A 15,176-nucleotide genomic window follows, 5' to 3' on the forward strand; every position below is an offset into this window, starting at 1 on the left:
AAGTGGACACCGGTTCGCGTGAAGAAAACGCGTCAAAACAAAAAGCTAGAGCATCGGTTTTGATTCGATCAGAACCGAAAATGCTCTGGATAGGGCGCTTACGCCCGCGTGCCGGTGAAAGGGAAGCTGCCCATCGGGCCAATGCCCATCTCGCCGGAGATGCCGTCGCCTGCGACCGTGCCGGTGAATTCCAGCGTCAGCGGCATCGGGTTGGTGATGGAAACCTTCCAGGCGACGTCGTCGCCGTTCACGGTGCCGTCGAAGATTTCGGTGGAGTTGCCCTCGGCGCCCTGCGTGCCGGTGAGCGTGCCGCCGGAGCTCGCCAGCGACAGCGTCGCCTTGCGCTCGCCCATCGGCGTCGTCATCGTGAGATTCCAGTTTCCGTCCACCGCCATTGATGTCTCCCCTCGAGATGCAAGCGAGCAGGCGGTATAGCCCATCTTGCTGCGCCCGCCTAGTTCGCGGCTGCGGCGATCAGGCGCGGGCGGCGGTGCGCAGGCGGTTTCCGATCAGGAAGCGGAACGCGACATACTGGATCGCGAACGCGGCGATCTTGGCGCCGACCAGCACCACCGACACGTAGAGCGCCCACAGCTTCATGTCGCCAGTCGCCGCGATCGCGATCGTGCCGGCAGCGAGGATGAACATCAGCCCGGCCCAGGCATAGCCGGCGAGGGTGGCGTATTCCGGAATGGTCTGGGTCACGATCGGCGGCAAATAGCGCAGCATCCAGCCGCGCTTGAGCATGATCGCGCCGATCGCGATGTGGCCGATCGCGGGCTTCGCCAGCACGAAGCGCGGATCGTTGGTGAGCAGCGTCGCGCCGCCCAGCACGATGACGAGCCCCAGGCTCGCCCAGGTCATGTAGCCGAGCGCCTGTCCCTTCACGCGCGCATAGACCACTTGCGCGATCGCGCCAGCGATCGCAACGCTGGTGGCGATCAGGACATTGTCGGTGGCGAGATAGACCAACAGGAACACGATGGTGGAGAGGAAGTCGCTCGCGAGCCTGGCAAATACGCTCTTCATCGTCGTGGTGTCCGTTTCCTCGGGATGATCGTTGTGATGTTGATATGGCAACGTCTAGCGTGACGGCAGCGCGCCGGCCGGCGGCGTCCCGTCCTTGGCCGCGCGATGTTGCGGATACCAGCGGGTGAAGCACACCGCGGCGTTGCGCGCGGCGAAGGCGATCAAGAGGCCGGTCCACAGCGGCAGGGCCGGGACATAGAGCACCGCGACGTTGCCGATCAACATCAACAGCGTCGCGGCGGTCCAGCCGCCGGTGATCAGGTAGTTGGCATGGATGAAGCCAGGCTGCTTCGCGGTCTCGGCATCGACCTGTTCGAGCGCATATTGCCGCGTGAAGGGATGTCCGATCAGGATCGAGGCGAGCGACACCAGCAGGATGCCGGCATCGACGGCGATCTTCACCGCGATGGTGCTCGGCGTCGCATCGACGAAGGTGAGATAGAGGCCGACCGCGGTGAATACGATCACCGAACCGACGCCGAGGATCTTGATGCTGCGGCCGCGCGCGATATCGAACGCAATGACGGCAAGGCAGATCAGTGCGGCACAGAGCAGGCTCACCGTGGCCGAGGTCACCAGCATCAGCGTGGCGAAGGCACCGTAGGGAGCGAGGATCAGGAAGATCGTCATTGGGAGCCTCATCGGCTTATCTTTACATCGTAAAGATACCCTAGAGGCAGGTAGGGGAGGCGTCAAGCGAAATCTTTACAGTGTCAAAATCGTGAAGCTGAGACGAAAACAAACGCCTTTTCAAATCGATGTGGCGGCCTTGAAGGGGCTTCTCTTCTCACGTCGTCATGGCCGGGCTTGGGCCGGCCATCCATGTCTTTCCCGCCAGCGGCGCAGAAGACGTGGATGCCCGGCACAAGGCCGGGCATGACGAAGGACAGGTGTTCGCGCCATGAGTCGGAAATGGACGGGCAGCTACGCCGCTCCCACCCAATTGCCGTGGAATCCATCCGGCACGCGGTGGCCGAGATGGACCAGCGCCGCTGGACCAGCCTCGACATCTTGCGCGTTGAACACGGCGAGGTCGCTGCGATTTTCGCGGGCGCGCCACACCACCGCGAGCAACCACCCGTCGCCCTCCGCGGCGTCCGCGCTGCGCTCGACGAACACGGGCTCGGAGATCGTGTCGCCGGCGGGCAGGAGATAGTGGCCGAGCCGTTTACCCTTGCCGTCGACATGCACGATGCCCGACAGCGCGCCGAACATCGGCAGATCCGGGTTGGCGCAGGCGTACCAGCCGTGATTGCTCACAAGTCCCGCGCGGCGATCGTCGACGCGGGGGAATTCGCCGGTGAGGTCGTCGAGATAGGTCTGCGTGAAGCGGTCGGTATTGCCGGCGAGGTCGAAGGTCCAGCGACAATAGCGCGCCCGGTTCTTTCGCGGGTCGGTCGGCGAGCCGTCGGGATGGTTGAACAGCGGCGCTTCCTCGAACTGCATCACGTCGGCGATGATGCGGTTGCCGTCTTCCCACGCATTCATGACGTGGAAGATGTAGCAGGTCTCGGCGCGGAACCAGATGATGTCCTTCGAGGCGCCGCTGCGCTTCATCACGCCGACATAGGCGCCTTTCTCCGGCTCCCAGGCGTAAGGCGCCTGACCGCGCATCGCGCGCTGCATGCTGCCCGTGATCGGCAGGATCGGAAACAGCACATGGTTCTCGGTGACGATGAAGTCGTGCACCATGCTGGCATAGGGCGCCTCGAAGCGTTCGAAGCGCGTCACCACGCCGGACGAACTCACCGCACCAAACGACAGCGCCGGCGTCAGCGGGCCCGCGGCGTTGTAGCCGAAGAACACCATCTCGCCGGTGACCGGATCGATCTTGGGATGCGCGGTGAACGGGCCTGAGATCGCGCCCTTGTAGTCGCAATAGCCAAGGCGATTGAGCGTGCCGGGTTCGATCTCGGTCGGCAGATGGCCTTCCTCGAGCGCGAGCAGGCGGCCGCCATGGAAGATGATGTTGGTGTTGGCGACGCCGCCATCGGTCGTGGTCGTTGCCGGCGCGTCCGGCATCTTGCGGCCGAAGCCGCCGAACAAGGCGCGGCCCGCATCGTGCTCGGCCTGCCATTTGGGGGTGCGGACCCAGCGGTTGCGATAGCTGGCGCGGCCGTTCTCGAGATGGAAGGCGTGCAGCATGCCGTCACCGACGAACCAGTGGGCGCCCGGCGCCTCGAACTGCGGATTGGGGCCGTTGCGGTAGAGCGTGCCGTTCAGCTCGCGCGGCAGTTCGCCTGTCACCTTCAGGAACGGCGCGTCGGCTTCAAATGGGATCGGCGCCAGATTGGTCCGCGCCGCGTTCGATGTCACCTGGTCGAGCATCCCGCATCTCCCTGCATGATATCTTTACATCGTAAAGATATCAGTAAAGGTGACACCACCGATCGTCAAGCAAAATCTTTACAGTGTAAAAATTGCGACATATAAGGGCCGCATGGCAAGATTATCCAGAGAAAACAAGGCAGCTCGCCCGGCACCGGCGCGGACCCGACGGGTTGCGCGTGCAGCCGCCGATCGACCGGCGCCGCGGCGCCGGGCAAATGACACGCCGTATCATCACGGCGATCTGCACGAGGCGCTCTTGAAGGCGGCCGAGCGCGTGCTCGAACGCGATGGGCTGCCGGGGCTGACATTGCGCGCGGTGGCGCGCGAGGCCGGCGTATCGCACGCCGCGCCCACGCATCATTTCGGCGATCTCACCGGTCTGCTCAGTGAACTCGCTGCGATCGGTTTCCGGCAGTTCGGCGAAGCGATGGCGGCAGCGAATGCGTCCGCGGCGACGCCGCCCGAGAAGGGAATGGCGAGCGCCAAGGCTTATGTCGCCTATGCGCAGGCGCATCCGGGCATGTATGGGCTGATGTTCCGCAGCGAGCGACTCGATCATTCGCGGCCGTCGCTGCACGAGGCGTCCGAGGCTTCGTTCGCCGGGCTAACCCGCGGCGTCGGTGCCAGCCGACACGAGCAGATTTCCAAGGAGTCGCTTTCGCTGGAGCAGGCGGCCGCGATCGCGTCCGCCTGGTCGCTGGTGCATGGTTTTACCATGCTCCTGCTCGACGGACGCCTCAAGACGATTCTGGACCGGTCGCCCGAGGGCACATCTGTGGAAATGCTGCTGACTGCGATGCTGCGGTTGTCGGCGAGCCGACAGCCGCGGTCCTAGCCGGTGCTGCCCCTGCAGCGTTCTAGCGTTTCGTCAGCGACGTGGTGCGGCCGCTCTGGCCGATCGTCTTCACCTGGTCCGCGCCGCATTTGAAATCGCGGGCGAAATCGTCGGCGGCCTGTCGCGCCAGCTCGTTGGCGTTGGGAATGGCCGCGACGTCGACATAGGCGACATGACAGACCTCGCCCGGCGGCAGCCGCGTCACAGCGAGCATCGCCCGTGAGACCGGACTGCCTTTCTCGTCCTGCTCGCTGTTGTCGGCGATCTGCCAGCGCTGGATGATCGCGAAGGGCTTGCTACCGGCAGCACGCCATTCGACCATATCGCCGGTCGAACTGAACGGGCCGAACCAGGCCTGCGCCGCCGGTTCCTTGGCCGCCGCCGCGCGGTTTCGGCCCACCGAGACCACTTCGCGCAGATCGCCCTCGTTGATCAGCACCACAAGGCCGGATTTTCCCGGGCAGACCCTCGTGGTGCTGCCGTCCTCTTCGTTGGGCTTGCCGATCATCCGGCAGGCCTTCGGGGCGGTCGACGTATAACTGCTGCTGATCGTCCCGGAGGCAGCCTGACCAGGATTTGCGCTGGCAACCGCCATAACGACTGTTGCAAAAGCAAGGTATTTCATCGGGAAACCTGCGATCCGGACGTTACTTTGTGTCTGACATATGCAATCTGGGGAAGGTTCAACAGACATGCGGGAAACACCTGACAGGCGCGCGGAATCGTCCTAGAAGGGCGGCTTCGCAACTTCTGTCGCGTGCACCTTGCGTGCCTTAGCCTCGATCGTCATGCCCGCATCATCATCGCAAAAGCCCTATCGTGTCGGCCGTTCCCGTACTGGCCTTGGCCTTTTCGCCACCAAGCCGATCAAGAAGGGCACCAAGATCATCCGTTATTTCGGGCCGTTGCTCGACTCGAAGAAGAAGGATGAGGACGCGATCGAGAACAAATATCTGTTCGAACTCACCAACCGATGGACCATCGACGGCTCGATCCGCGAGAACGTCGCCCGCTACATCAACCATGCCTGCCGGCCGAACGCGGAATCCGACGTCAAGCCGCGCAAGCGCAAGGTGTTCATCCGCGCCATCAAGGACATCGAGCCGGGCGACGAGATCAACTACGATTACGGAACCGACTATTTCAAAGCCTATCTGAAGCCGATCGGCTGCAAGTGCGACGCCTGCGAGAGGAAGCGCAAGAAGAAGCGCGCGGAGGCGAGGGCGGAGCGGCTGCGGCTGAAGGAAAAGGCCGAGCGGAAAGCCAAGCGTGAGGCCGAGAAGCTCGCCGGGGAGCGGGCTGGACAGAGGTCGAAGGCCAAGGCGAAGAAAGCAAGGGCAAGCGGCAAGCTCGCCAACGGCAACGCTCTGAACGGCAAGGCTCTGAACGGCAAGGCGCTGAACGGCAAGGCGCTGAACGCGAAGGCATTGAACGGCGAGGCATTGAACGGCGAGGCATGGAACGGCAAGGCACTGAACGGTCATAGCCTGACTGCTGCGGCCGGCAAGCGGTCGATCCCGTCAAATCGTGGCACTACGCGGGTGTTGCGAGCCTGAGCTCCGAAACAGATCCCCTGCGATCTCGGCCGCAGGTCGTCATCATGATGCGCGTCCCGGATGGCGCGCGGGGCGCGGCAGATAGGCGCATTCGGCGAGCGCGGTTCCGTCGAGCTCACGCATGAAGGCCTCGCGGGCCGCCGCGAGCCGGGCCTTCAGCCGGCAGCGCGGCCGCCGCACACAATCTCCGCCGTCATCCCTGAAGCATTCGACCAGCGGGCTGCCGCCTTCCAGCGCGCGGACCACTTGCCCAAGGGTGATGGTCTCCGCCGGCCGCGCCAGCGAAAACCCGCCGCCTGCGCCGCGCTGGGTCGCGATGAAGCCGGCCTCGGCAAGGTCCCGCACCACCTTGGCAAGGTGATTGCGGGAAATGCCGAACTCGGCCGCGATCTCGCTGGTGGCAAATGAGCGCCCCGGCTCCCCGGCCAGCCGCATCAGGGCGTGAAGCCCAAAATCCGTGAACGACGTCAGGCGCATGGAAGCCCCTCGCATTGAGAACTTGGCAGAACCGGCTATAGCGGCCTAAATAGGTATTTAAAATGCATATTATGGAGATCCGCAATGGCGGAGGCGGAGCGCCGCGAGCAAATCACGGCCAGCATCATCGAACGGACCGGCATCACCGAGGCCATGATCGAGCAACTGGTGCACAGCTTCTACGCAAAGGTCCGCAGGGACCCGATGATCGGGTCGGTGTTCGAGGCCAGGATCACCAATTGGGAGCCGCATCTGGCCCAGATGTGCGCGTTCTGGTCGTCGGTCGTGCTGATGACGGGGCGCTATCACGGCACGCCGATGGTCAAGCATGTGCCACTGCCGATCGATGCCGCGCATTTCGACCGCTGGCTCGAACTGTTCGAGGCGACCGCGCATGAACTGTGCCCGCCCGTTGCCGCGGTTCATTTCATCGAGCGCGCGCGGCGCATTGCCGCCAGCCTCGAAATGGGCGTCGCCAGCGGGCAGGGCGTCATGCTGGCGGTCGGCGAGCGTTACAGGCGGGATGCCTCGTCATTTCCAGGTGCGCAAATGCGCACCTGAGAGCAACCTTCAGCGTTGAGCCTCAACTGTCATCGCCCGCGAATGCGGGCGATCCAGTATTCCAGAGACGTCAAGGATTGATCCGATAGGCCGCGGCGTACTGGATACCCCGCATACGCGGGGTATGGCGGCGTTGTGTTGGCTGTTGCTACGCTGCAACTGCCTCGCCGCTCCGGCGCAACCCGACATATTGCAGCTCGGCGAAGACGCCGGTGGCGATCGCCTGAGCGAGGATCACGCTGGTCCCGAGCAGGTTCGGCGACACAGCGCCCGAGAGCAGCAGCGCGATGCTGGCGAGCGTCCAGGCCGCGTTGCCGGCCACCACCAGGATCACGGGGCCTTTCGGCAGCGAGGTTCGCGCGCCGAGCCAGCCGACCAGCGCGGTGTAGGCGATCAGGAACAGTCCGGTCTCGCGCAGCAGCGCTTCCGGCAGGCCGAGCAGCGAGGCCAGCGCACCGGTGTCGAGCACCATCGCGACCGCGGATACGCCGCTGAACACGGCATCGGCAAGCAGGGCGCGGCGCAGCAGCTGGGACGAATGGATCATGGCAGGGTCTCCTCGGGTTGGGATGGGTTTTCAGCGCATCAGGGACCGCAGCTGACGCCACAGGCGGAACGGGCACAGCGCCTTGCCGACCCTCATCTCGACCGCATAGACCTGCGCGAACACGAACACGCTGGTCGCGTGCACGATCGGCTGGGGCATGTTGAGCGAGCGCGCGATCAGCCAAGTGGCCAGATGGACCAGCCACGGGATCAGGACGGCGAAGGCGCGGATGAGGGACAGCATCAGCATGGTCATCTCCTGTGCCGTGGAAGATGAGCCGCCCTGCGCGCCAATTCGATTACCTCAGGCGTAATGGAACGGGCGAATTTCGCGTGGTAGGTTTTCCACCATGAACGCACATGCATCCATGGCGCGGGCCGAGCCCGCAAAACCCGTCCTGATCGGCGAGTACCTGCGCGAGTGGCGGCAGCGCCGTCATCTCAGCCAGCTCGACCTTGCCGTCGATGCCGAGATCTCGGCGCGGCATTTGAGCTTCGTCGAGACCGGCCGCTCGGCGCCGTCGCGCGACATGGTCCTCAAACTGGCGGAGCGCCTCGACGTGCCCCTACGCGAACGCAACGTGCTGCTGGTCGCCGCGGGTTTCGCACCCGCATTCCCGCAACGCTCGCTGGAGGATCCCGCGCTGAAATCGGCGCGCGAGGCGATCAACCTGGTGCTGAAGGCGCATGAGCCGCATCCAGCGCTGGCCTATGACCGGCACTACAACCTGGTTTCCGCCAACCGCATGGTGGCGCCCTTGCTCGAGGGCGTGCCGCAGCGCCTGCTCGGCCAGCCCTTCAACATCCTGCGGCTTGCCTTCCACCCCGAGGGCCTGGCGCCACGCACCGTCAATCTGCCCGAATGGGCCGCGCATCTGCTCGAGCGGCTGCACCGCCAGTGCGAGGCGACCGCCGATCCGGAGCTCTTGAAGCTGTATCAGGACCTGAAGTCCTACCCGATCCCGGCGCGCTCGGCGCCGCTCGCCCCCGACAACAACGTCGCGCTCCCGTTCAAGCTCCGCCTCAACGGCGAGATCCTGAGCTTCATCTCGACCACCATGGTGTTCGGCACGCCGGTCGATATCACGCTGCAGGAACTGGCGCTGGAGACCTTCTTCCCGGCCGATGAGCTGACCGCCGAGCGAATGCGGCAGATGGCAGCCAGTATGAAATAGCGGCTTGTCTCGGGGCGCTTTCGGCCTACTTTTGGGGTTCCAACTCCGCCGGGAGCCCCGCCATGAGCGATCTGAAGCCGCTTCGCCTCGATATCGTTTCCGACGTCGTTTGCCCCTGGTGCTATATCGGCAAGCATCGCATCGAGGATGCGCTTAAGCTGGTGCCCGACGTGCCAGTCGAGGTGCACTGGCGGCCGTTCTTCCTCAACAATTGGGTGCCGCGCGAGGGCATCAGCCGCGAGGAATATCTGACGGCCAAGTTCGGCTCGGTCGACGCCTACAAGGGCATTGCCGGCCGCGTGGTCGCAGCTGCCAACGAGGAGGGGCTCACCTACCATCCCGAGCTCGTCAAGCGCCAGCCGAACACGATCGACTGTCACCGCCTGATCCATTGGGCCGAGGCCAGGGGCAAGGCAGCCGAGATGAAGCAGCGGCTGATGGAGTTGTATTTCCGCGACGGTGGCGATCTCACCGACACCAGCGTGCTGGTGCAGGCGGCAGCCGATGTCGGACTCGACGCCGACGATGTGCGCAAGCGCCTTGCCACTGACGACGACGTAGCTCTGGTTTCGGCGCAGGCCCAGGAGGCCGCCGAGAAGGGCATTTCCGGCGTGCCGACCTTCGTGTTCGCGCAGAAATACGCCGTGTCCGGCGCCCAGCCTGCCGAGCAGCTCGCCCGCGCCATCCGCGAGGTCTCGGTCGAGATCAACGCGCAGGCGGCGCAGTAGTCCGCGATCCTTTTCAAAAGCCCGGCTCACGCCGGGCTTTTTCGTTTGTCCACGCAATCCATTGGAAACAATCAGGGAGACAACCATGATCTATGAGCTGCGCACCTACACGGTACGTCCGGGAGCCGTTGGCGAGATGGTGAAGGCGGCGAGCACGATCTCGCGCGATATCCGCGCCGACAATTTCGGCAAGCTGGAAGGCTACTGGATCACCGAGATCGGTCCGCTCAATCAGGTCATGCACATGTGGAGCTACGCCGATCTCAATGAGCGGACCCGGCTGCGCGCCGAGCTTGCGAAAAATCCGCGCTGGACCGGCGAGTACATTCCCCTGATCCGTCCGCTGCTGGTCCGCCAGGAGGTGCGGCTGCTCAATGCGGTGATTGCGCCGGTGGCGCCGGCGACGTCAGGCAACATCTACGAATTCCGGAATTATCGCGCCAAACCGGTCGGCGGCGTCAAGCAATGGCTCGATCTGGTCACCGGCGTGCTGCCGGAGCGCGAGAAATATTCAAAGATCGTCGGCCTCTGGACCACCGAAGCCGGCCAGCCCAATGAGGTCTGCCACATCTGGGCCTATCCCGATCTCAACGCCCGCGCCGCGGCGCGCGGCAACGCCATGAAGGATCCGGCCTGGCTGGAATTTCTGAGCAAGGGCACGCAGCTACTCGAGGAGATGCACTCGACCATCATGCTGCCGGCACCGCACTCGCCGTTGCAGTGAAGGGACCATAGTCGCGCCGTCGCGGCCATCCTGTCGAGAATGCCGGCAGAAAGCCTCACCCGATGGGTCCATCGGATGAGGCTTTCCAAGCAAGGGCACGCGCCGCCTGAGAAACAGCGCGCCGCAACGCTAGTCGGGCCAGCTGACACGAACCTGACGGTGGGACCGGTTGTTTCCTGATGTGTCTGCATGGCTACGAAAGGGTAAACCGTCGGCCGCGGTGCATGAGGTCACCGCGATGCGCCGGTGCTCCAGGCGGTCAATGCGCAGGCGCGTGGGCTCGCGCAAGCTAGACCGTGCTATCCGGGCTTGCCGCGCCGGCTGCGGATGAAGCGGACGGCGTCGCGCGCGGCTTCGTAGGCGAGATTGTTCAGGGTGAGCGCGGCATGAATAGCGGCGACCAGCGGATCGCGGCGCCGCAGCGGCAGCAGCACGTCGCCGATCGAAAACCGGCCGCGCCAGATCGGGTCGATCATGGGGTGGCCGGGCGCCGCGGTGGAATCGGCTGAGGTGATCGCGGGATCGGCGCAGAGATGGCGCGTCAACTCCAGCGTCAATTGTGCCCCGGGCGAATGCTTCGCAAAACGCTCGTCGATGCCGATCTTGAAGAAGAATGCACGATCCTGGTGGCGCACCACGATGCCGCCCGCGATCGCTGTGCCGCCGGCATGCAGCGTAATGATCTCGCAGCGGCCGGTCTCGGCCATCGCCAATGTCGCGCGGCGGATGAAGGTCGCGTCACCGGCATGCTGGCTGAGCGCTGTGCCGCGCTTGCCCTTCCAGCCGCCGGCTTCGAGGGCAAGGAAGATTTCGAGCGCCGTGGCGACCGCGCGCGGCGTGCGCGCGACGTCGAAGCGCACCGCGCCGTGGTCGGAGAGGCGATGGCGCTGACGGCGCAGCTCCTTCAGCTTCTTAGGCCCGAGCGCATCGTGCAGCAATTCGTCGGCATCGCGCGTCGCATCGAGTTGCGCGCGCTGATAAGCACTCAGCACACGCGGCTGCAATCCATCGCGCGCGAGCACCGCGCGGATCGCCGCCATGGCCGGGCCATCGAGCGACATGGTGCGCAGGATCAGCGCATGCGCGCCTGCGTCGCGCGCCTGCTGCAACATCTTGCCGGCCGCTTGCTCGGCGGCGTCGCGGTCAAGCAGCGGCGTGCACAGCGTACCGTAGGGTTCGGCGCCGACCAGCGCGGGCAGCGGGATCCGATAAATCCGCCGCATCGGAATGACCGGCAACAGCCCGATCAATTGCCCGGCATCGCCGGCGGCGCTGAGCAGCGACGCATCGGTGCGGCCGCGTGCGGAAGCATCGACCGCCAATTCCCAGTCGGGCTGGTAGTAGCCGTTGGCCTCGATCGCGCGCTCGGCGAGGCCGCGCCATGCGCCAACCGGCGCGGCCGACAGCGGCGGCAACGCGCGATCGTCCGTGGTATCCTTGCGCGATGCACGGCGGATCATTGCCTGGTCTGCAATATCGGCCACGTCCCTGTTTCCCCGGTCCGCGAGGCTGATCGGCCTGCGTTCGTCACGGGCGACGCTAGTGGAAAGAGATGGAAAATGCCGTTGAGGCCATCGGGCAATTTGAGCGGTCATGTTAACGGGTCGTTCAGCATGCGACCGCGATGGCGCGGCTGAGCTTTGACGCCAGCAAGTTGCTTTGGGGCGAAAAATACGCCCGTCCGGACCGCTCGCTGCCCGGATCATTTCTGCACCACCGGTGTGCGTGCTTCCGCACTGAGCGGCCAAAGCAGGCGCGCATACCTGCAAGGTCCCCGGACGATCCGGGTGCGCAAATCAAAGGAACTGACATGTCGAGATTGGAAGGCAAGGTTGCCGTGATCAGCGGCGGCAACAGCGGCATCGGGCTCGCCGTCGCGCAGCGCTTCGTGAAGGAGGGCGCGCATGTGTTCATCTTCGGCCGGCGCCAGGATGCCCTCGACCGGGCGGTGAAGCTCATTGGCGGCGACGTCACCGCGATCCAGGCGGACGCGTCCAGCCTTGAAGACCTCGACCGCGTCGCCGGGACGGTTCGAAAAACGAGCGGCAGGGTGGACGTGGTCGTGTCCAACGCCGGCTTCACCGAGCAGGTGCCGCTCCGCGACATCACGGAGGAGCACTACGACCGCACGTTCAACTTGATGGCCAAGGGGCCCTTGTTCCTGGTGCAGAAGATGCTGCCGATGATGGGTGGCGGAGGATCGATCATCCTGGTGTCCTCGGCCATGCACTATATGGGGCTGGCGAACCACTCGACCTATGCGGCCACCAAGGCGGCGGTGCGTTCGTACGTCCGGACCTGGGCGGCCGAATTCAAGGACAGCGGCATCCGCGCAAACCTCCTCAGCCCAGGGCCCGTCGACACGCCAATCATGGACTCCCAGGCGGCGACGCCCGAGGAAGCCGCCGCGATCCGCAAGATGTACTCCAACTACACGCCGATGCTGAGGATCGGGCGTCCGGAGGAGTTGGCGGCGGCAGCCGTCTTCCTCGCTTCGGACGAAAGCTCGTTCATGACCGGCTCGGACATGGTCGTCGATGGCGGCGTCAGCAACGTCTGACCAAGGCGCCAACGGATTTCCTGCAACGATCGCCAATGGAGTCAGCATGACATATGCCATCATCGGCACGGGGCTGGTGGGCGCAACGCTCACCCGCCTGATCCAGGCGCGGGCAGCGCTCGTGTTTCAGAACCTGATCAAGTACCCGATATAGGCTTGGCCGGGTTCGCGCCGGGACAACGGGTCAAACGCTAGGGTTTGGAGTTTCGTTGCGCTTCGGCCTGAACGGAGCTCTCGACCGGCTCGTAAGTCTCGGTCACGCAGTTGTCGTCGGCCTCCACCTGCCGGCGATCGAAGATCGCGCCTTCATTGATGAAGACGCGATAGGTCTGCGTCCCGAGCGGCTTGCCGATCACCGATGTCAGTTCGGCCCGCACGCAGGCCGTCCAGCCGGTGCCCCGCGGGTCGTGCAGCGGGGCGGATACCCGCACATGGGTTGGTTGCGATCCGGCGGTGAACACCGAATCGAGCTTGCCCGCGACCAGCCGTTTGACGTCCGGAGGCGTCTCGAGTGGTGTGGGCTCGGAGGCCCTTACCTTCAACGCCTCCGGCCACACCGCGTGGCTGTCCGCCAGCCCGCAGCCGCTCAGCATAAAGGCGGCGCCGGCCAGCAGCGCCGCCACATGTACCTGTCCCTGTCCCATTGAGCGAATTTAATGTGCCGCCGCCAAGATTGCGCCCCCCTGGTGGCGCTGAATTCGCATTGCGCGGCGCTTTGTCGATCAACAAATGTCGAGCGACAAGTTATCTTGGGGTAGAGGTATTGCCGGATGTTTCCACGGCTGCGGGGGAGAGAGACCGACATGAAAAGCTTCACGGTTGCTGCCGTCATTCTGGCGCTGATCGCGACACCGACCCTGGCCCAGGGCCGGCGAGGCGGCGGCGGGGGCGACGACAAAAAGACTGAGCAGAAGCCCAAGGTCGACGAGAAGGCCTACAAGGCTGCGCTCGACCGTATCCCCGAGCCCAAGGAGAAATACGATCCCTGGGGCGTCACCAAGCCGGCCGCCGATCCGGCCAAGAAACCGAAGTAGTAGTTGCCCCCGGGGGGCCCTGCGACGATTCGACAGCAGAACCGGGGGCGGCGGCAGCACATTGCCGCACGGCATGAACCTTCGCCTGACGGCGTTCGACCCATCTCCGTTGTCAATGTCGGAGGCCGCCATGCTTCGCCGTTCGCTGCTCAGCCTGATCGTTCCGGCCGCGATCCTGCTTGGCGCCGTGCCGGCATTGGCGGAAAACCGGCTGGCGCTGGTGATCGGGCAGTCCGCCTACAAGTCGGTGCCAGCGCTGCCAAACCCGGCCAACGACGCCAGGGCGGTGTCACAGATGCTGACTGATGCCGGATTTGCGGTGACGTCGGCATCGGATCTGTCGCAGGACGAGATGCGCGCACGGATCAGCGACTTCGCCGGCCAGGTGGCGGCGAAGGGCGCCGACACCGTCGCGCTGGTGTTCTATGCCGGGCACGGCCTGCAGATCGACGGCGAGAACTATCTGGTGCCGGTCGATGTCGATCCGAAGCGTGAGGCCGACATCCCGATCCAGGCGGTTCGCCTCAACGACATTCTGAACACGCTGACCTCGGTGCCGAGTCGGATGCGCATCGTGCTGCTCGATGCCTGCCGCAACAATCCCTTCCCGGAGCTCAGCAAGACCGCGGGGCACGGGCTTGCCATCGTCGACGCCAGGGTCGGCGCGCCCGGCACCTTCGTGTCGTTCTCGACCTCACCGGGTGCGGAAGCCGAGGACGGCAGCGGCGCCAACAGCCCCTATACGACCGCGCTGCTGGCTTCGGCGAAGCAGCCGGGCATCCCGATCGAGGACACGTTCAAGCGCGTTCGCCTTGCGGTGAACAAGGCGACCGACGGCCGCCAGACGCCGTGGGACTCCTCGTCGCTCACCGACGACTTCCGCTTCGTGGCAGGTGCGGCGGCGTCGCCTGCGGCCACGCCGACCGCGGCCGCGGCCAAGCGCACCGTCGACGAATGGAAGCGCGAATTGCAGGGCAAGCCGATCGAGGCTGCAAACGAACTGATGGTGGTCGACGGCACCGACGAATCCTATGAAGCCTTCGCCGCGATCTTCGCCGGCACGCCGCGCGGCCTGCAGGCGCGTGACTGGCTCGACCGGCATCGCCGCATGCTGGCGTGGAACAATGCCATTCTCGTCAACACGGCGGCGGCCTATCGCGGCTTCCTCGCGCAATATCCTGACACCGACCTTACAGCCACCGCGCGCAAGATGATCGAGCGGCTGCGCTACCGTCCCGATCCGACGCCGGCCGCCGCGGTCAGCGTCCCCGCGACCAATGTCGCGCTGGCGGCGCCGATCTGTCCCTGCAACGCCGCGCCGCCGCCGCTGCAGAAGGCCGATGTGCCGGCCAAGAAGCGTGTCGATAAGCGCGCCGATCCCGATCCGCCGCGGCGCGCGGGCAAGCGTCCGCCACGCGTCGTGGTCGAGGACGACGTGGTGGTGGTGCGCCGGCCGCCTCCGGCCGTGGCCTACGAGCCTGTCGGGCCGCCGATCGGAATCGGGATTGGCATCGGCGGCGGCGGCGATGGTTATCGCGGCAATTATGGCGGCGGCTATCGCAGGGGTGGATACTGACGCGCCGATCGCGTAAAGGCTTCTCCCGCATGAGATGCGGCGTT

Annotated in this window: 19 protein-coding genes; 9 read left to right on the forward strand and 10 right to left on the reverse strand. The window is 65.1% G+C overall.

Annotated elements, in window-relative coordinates:
- Positions 1–98 precede the first annotated feature (98 nt).
- The 4 genes from ABIB78_RS19600 to ABIB78_RS19615 form a co-directional block, all read right to left on the reverse strand.
- Entirely contained in the window at positions 99–395 is a 297-nt protein-coding gene (locus ABIB78_RS19600) for a hypothetical protein (RefSeq protein WP_429027516.1), read from the reverse strand.
- A 79-nt stretch (positions 396–474) separates the two neighbouring features.
- Positions 475–1,029, reverse strand: coding sequence for an inner membrane-spanning protein YciB (locus tag ABIB78_RS19605; RefSeq protein WP_429027519.1), 555 nt, complete (start codon positions 1,027–1,029; stop codon positions 475–477).
- A 54-nt stretch (positions 1,030–1,083) separates the two neighbouring features.
- On the reverse strand, positions 1,084–1,659 hold the full coding sequence (locus ABIB78_RS19610; RefSeq protein ID WP_429027521.1) for a hypothetical protein: 576 nt from the start codon (positions 1,657–1,659) through the stop codon (positions 1,084–1,086).
- 294 nt (positions 1,660–1,953) lie between these two features.
- Positions 1,954–3,357, reverse strand: coding sequence for a carotenoid oxygenase family protein (locus ABIB78_RS19615; protein WP_429027523.1), 1,404 nt, complete (start codon positions 3,355–3,357; stop codon positions 1,954–1,956).
- A gap of 112 nt (positions 3,358–3,469) precedes the next feature.
- Between ABIB78_RS19615 and ABIB78_RS19620 the strand changes: the two genes are divergently transcribed.
- A complete protein-coding gene (locus tag ABIB78_RS19620; RefSeq protein ID WP_429027526.1) occupies positions 3,470–4,195 on the forward strand; it encodes a TetR/AcrR family transcriptional regulator in 726 nt (241 codons plus the stop codon).
- A gap of 22 nt (positions 4,196–4,217) precedes the next feature.
- On the opposite strand, the gene ABIB78_RS19625 is transcribed toward ABIB78_RS19620, so the two are convergent.
- Positions 4,218–4,790, reverse strand: coding sequence for a hypothetical protein (locus tag ABIB78_RS19625; protein ID WP_429027975.1), 573 nt, complete (start codon positions 4,788–4,790; stop codon positions 4,218–4,220).
- Positions 4,791–4,983: 193 nt separating this feature from the next.
- Here ABIB78_RS19625 and ABIB78_RS19630 point away from each other — a divergent pair, with 193 nt between their 5' ends.
- Positions 4,984–5,751, forward strand: coding sequence for an SET domain-containing protein (locus ABIB78_RS19630; protein ID WP_429027528.1), 768 nt, complete (start codon positions 4,984–4,986; stop codon positions 5,749–5,751).
- 42 nt (positions 5,752–5,793) lie between these two features.
- Here the strand turns inward: ABIB78_RS19630 and ABIB78_RS19635 are convergent, their stop codons facing one another.
- Complete coding sequence (locus ABIB78_RS19635; protein ID WP_429027530.1) at positions 5,794–6,228, reverse strand: RrF2 family transcriptional regulator; 435 nt, start codon at positions 6,226–6,228, stop codon at positions 5,794–5,796.
- An 84-nt stretch (positions 6,229–6,312) separates the two neighbouring features.
- Here ABIB78_RS19635 and ABIB78_RS19640 point away from each other — a divergent pair, with 84 nt between their 5' ends.
- A complete protein-coding gene (locus tag ABIB78_RS19640; RefSeq protein ID WP_429027532.1) occupies positions 6,313–6,789 on the forward strand; it encodes a group III truncated hemoglobin in 477 nt (158 codons plus the stop codon).
- A gap of 148 nt (positions 6,790–6,937) precedes the next feature.
- On the opposite strand, the gene ABIB78_RS19645 is transcribed toward ABIB78_RS19640, so the two are convergent.
- Together ABIB78_RS19645 and ABIB78_RS19650 are read right to left on the reverse strand one after the other, a co-directional pair.
- Positions 6,938–7,336 (reverse strand): hypothetical protein, encoded by a 399-nt coding sequence (locus ABIB78_RS19645; protein ID WP_429027535.1) that lies wholly within the window; start codon positions 7,334–7,336, stop codon positions 6,938–6,940.
- Between the two features lie 30 nt (positions 7,337–7,366).
- Positions 7,367–7,591 carry a hypothetical protein gene (locus ABIB78_RS19650; protein WP_429027537.1) on the reverse strand — a complete coding sequence of 75 codons (225 nt, stop codon included), beginning with the start codon at positions 7,589–7,591 and terminating at the stop codon, positions 7,367–7,369.
- 94 nt (positions 7,592–7,685) lie between these two features.
- On the opposite strand from ABIB78_RS19650, the gene ABIB78_RS19655 reads away from it, so the two are divergent.
- The 3 genes from ABIB78_RS19655 to ABIB78_RS19665 all read left to right on the forward strand — a co-directional run bounded on the left by ABIB78_RS19655 (position 7,686) and on the right by ABIB78_RS19665 (position 9,962).
- Positions 7,686–8,510 (forward strand): helix-turn-helix domain-containing protein, encoded by an 825-nt coding sequence (locus ABIB78_RS19655; protein ID WP_429027540.1) that lies wholly within the window; start codon positions 7,686–7,688, stop codon positions 8,508–8,510.
- A gap of 62 nt (positions 8,511–8,572) precedes the next feature.
- Positions 8,573–9,238, forward strand: a complete 666-nt coding sequence (locus ABIB78_RS19660) for a DsbA family oxidoreductase (protein ID WP_429027543.1) — start codon at positions 8,573–8,575, stop codon at positions 9,236–9,238.
- A gap of 85 nt (positions 9,239–9,323) precedes the next feature.
- Positions 9,324–9,962, forward strand: a complete 639-nt coding sequence (locus ABIB78_RS19665; protein ID WP_429027546.1) for an NIPSNAP family protein — start codon at positions 9,324–9,326, stop codon at positions 9,960–9,962.
- Between the two features lie 299 nt (positions 9,963–10,261).
- Here the strand turns inward: ABIB78_RS19665 and ABIB78_RS19670 are convergent, their stop codons facing one another.
- Positions 10,262–11,446, reverse strand: coding sequence for a GNAT family N-acetyltransferase (locus tag ABIB78_RS19670; RefSeq protein ID WP_429027548.1), 1,185 nt, complete (start codon positions 11,444–11,446; stop codon positions 10,262–10,264).
- Positions 11,447–11,772: 326 nt separating this feature from the next.
- Between ABIB78_RS19670 and ABIB78_RS19675 the strand changes: the two genes are divergently transcribed.
- Positions 11,773–12,522: an SDR family NAD(P)-dependent oxidoreductase gene (locus ABIB78_RS19675; RefSeq protein WP_429027977.1), complete on the forward strand. Its 750-nt coding sequence runs from the start codon at positions 11,773–11,775 to the stop codon at positions 12,520–12,522.
- Between the two features lie 191 nt (positions 12,523–12,713).
- On the opposite strand, the gene ABIB78_RS19680 is transcribed toward ABIB78_RS19675, so the two are convergent.
- Positions 12,714–13,145, reverse strand: a complete 432-nt coding sequence (locus ABIB78_RS19680; RefSeq protein WP_429027551.1) for a hypothetical protein — start codon at positions 13,143–13,145, stop codon at positions 12,714–12,716.
- Positions 13,146–13,325: 180 nt separating this feature from the next.
- Here ABIB78_RS19680 and ABIB78_RS19685 point away from each other — a divergent pair, with 180 nt between their 5' ends.
- Positions 13,326–13,556, forward strand: coding sequence for a hypothetical protein (locus ABIB78_RS19685; RefSeq protein ID WP_429027552.1), 231 nt, complete (start codon positions 13,326–13,328; stop codon positions 13,554–13,556).
- Positions 13,557–13,686: 130 nt separating this feature from the next.
- Positions 13,687–15,132, forward strand: a complete 1,446-nt coding sequence (locus tag ABIB78_RS19690; protein ID WP_429027554.1) for a caspase family protein — start codon at positions 13,687–13,689, stop codon at positions 15,130–15,132.
- Positions 15,133–15,176: the final 44 nt, after the last annotated feature.

Origin of the sequence: Bradyrhizobium sp. I1.14.4 (assembly GCF_050435825.1) — a bacterium.
In the GTDB taxonomy this organism is placed as follows: domain Bacteria; phylum Pseudomonadota; class Alphaproteobacteria; order Rhizobiales; family Xanthobacteraceae; genus Bradyrhizobium.